This is a genomic window from Legionella feeleii (assembly GCF_001467625.1).
Taxonomy (GTDB): domain Bacteria; phylum Pseudomonadota; class Gammaproteobacteria; order Legionellales; family Legionellaceae; genus Tatlockia; species Tatlockia feeleii.
On record NZ_LNYB01000088.1, the window covers coordinates 162 to 406 of the forward strand.

Below are 245 nucleotides of genomic sequence, written 5' to 3' on the forward strand. Positions count from 1 at the left end.
CAACCTCGCGGTCGTCTTTCAGTGTTTCAGACGCGTACTGAAGGGCCAAGCCATTCTTCGCCACGGCAGCCAATAAAAAGTCGCGGTCGTCTTTCAGTGTTTCAGACGCGTACTCAAGGGCCCAGCGATTCTGCGCCACGGCAGCCAAGACAACCTCGCGGTCGTTTTTCAGTGTTTCAGACGCGTACACAAGGGCCAAGCCATTCTCCGCCACGGCAGCCAATAAAAAGTCGCGGTCGTTTTTC

Annotated in this window: 1 protein-coding gene; it reads right to left on the bottom strand. The window is 55.5% G+C overall.

Translation table 11 applies throughout. The features are described 5' to 3' along the window. A partial coding sequence (locus Lfee_RS16380; RefSeq protein WP_193786972.1) for a DUF4116 domain-containing protein occupies nt 1-245 on the bottom strand: 245 nt, incomplete at both ends.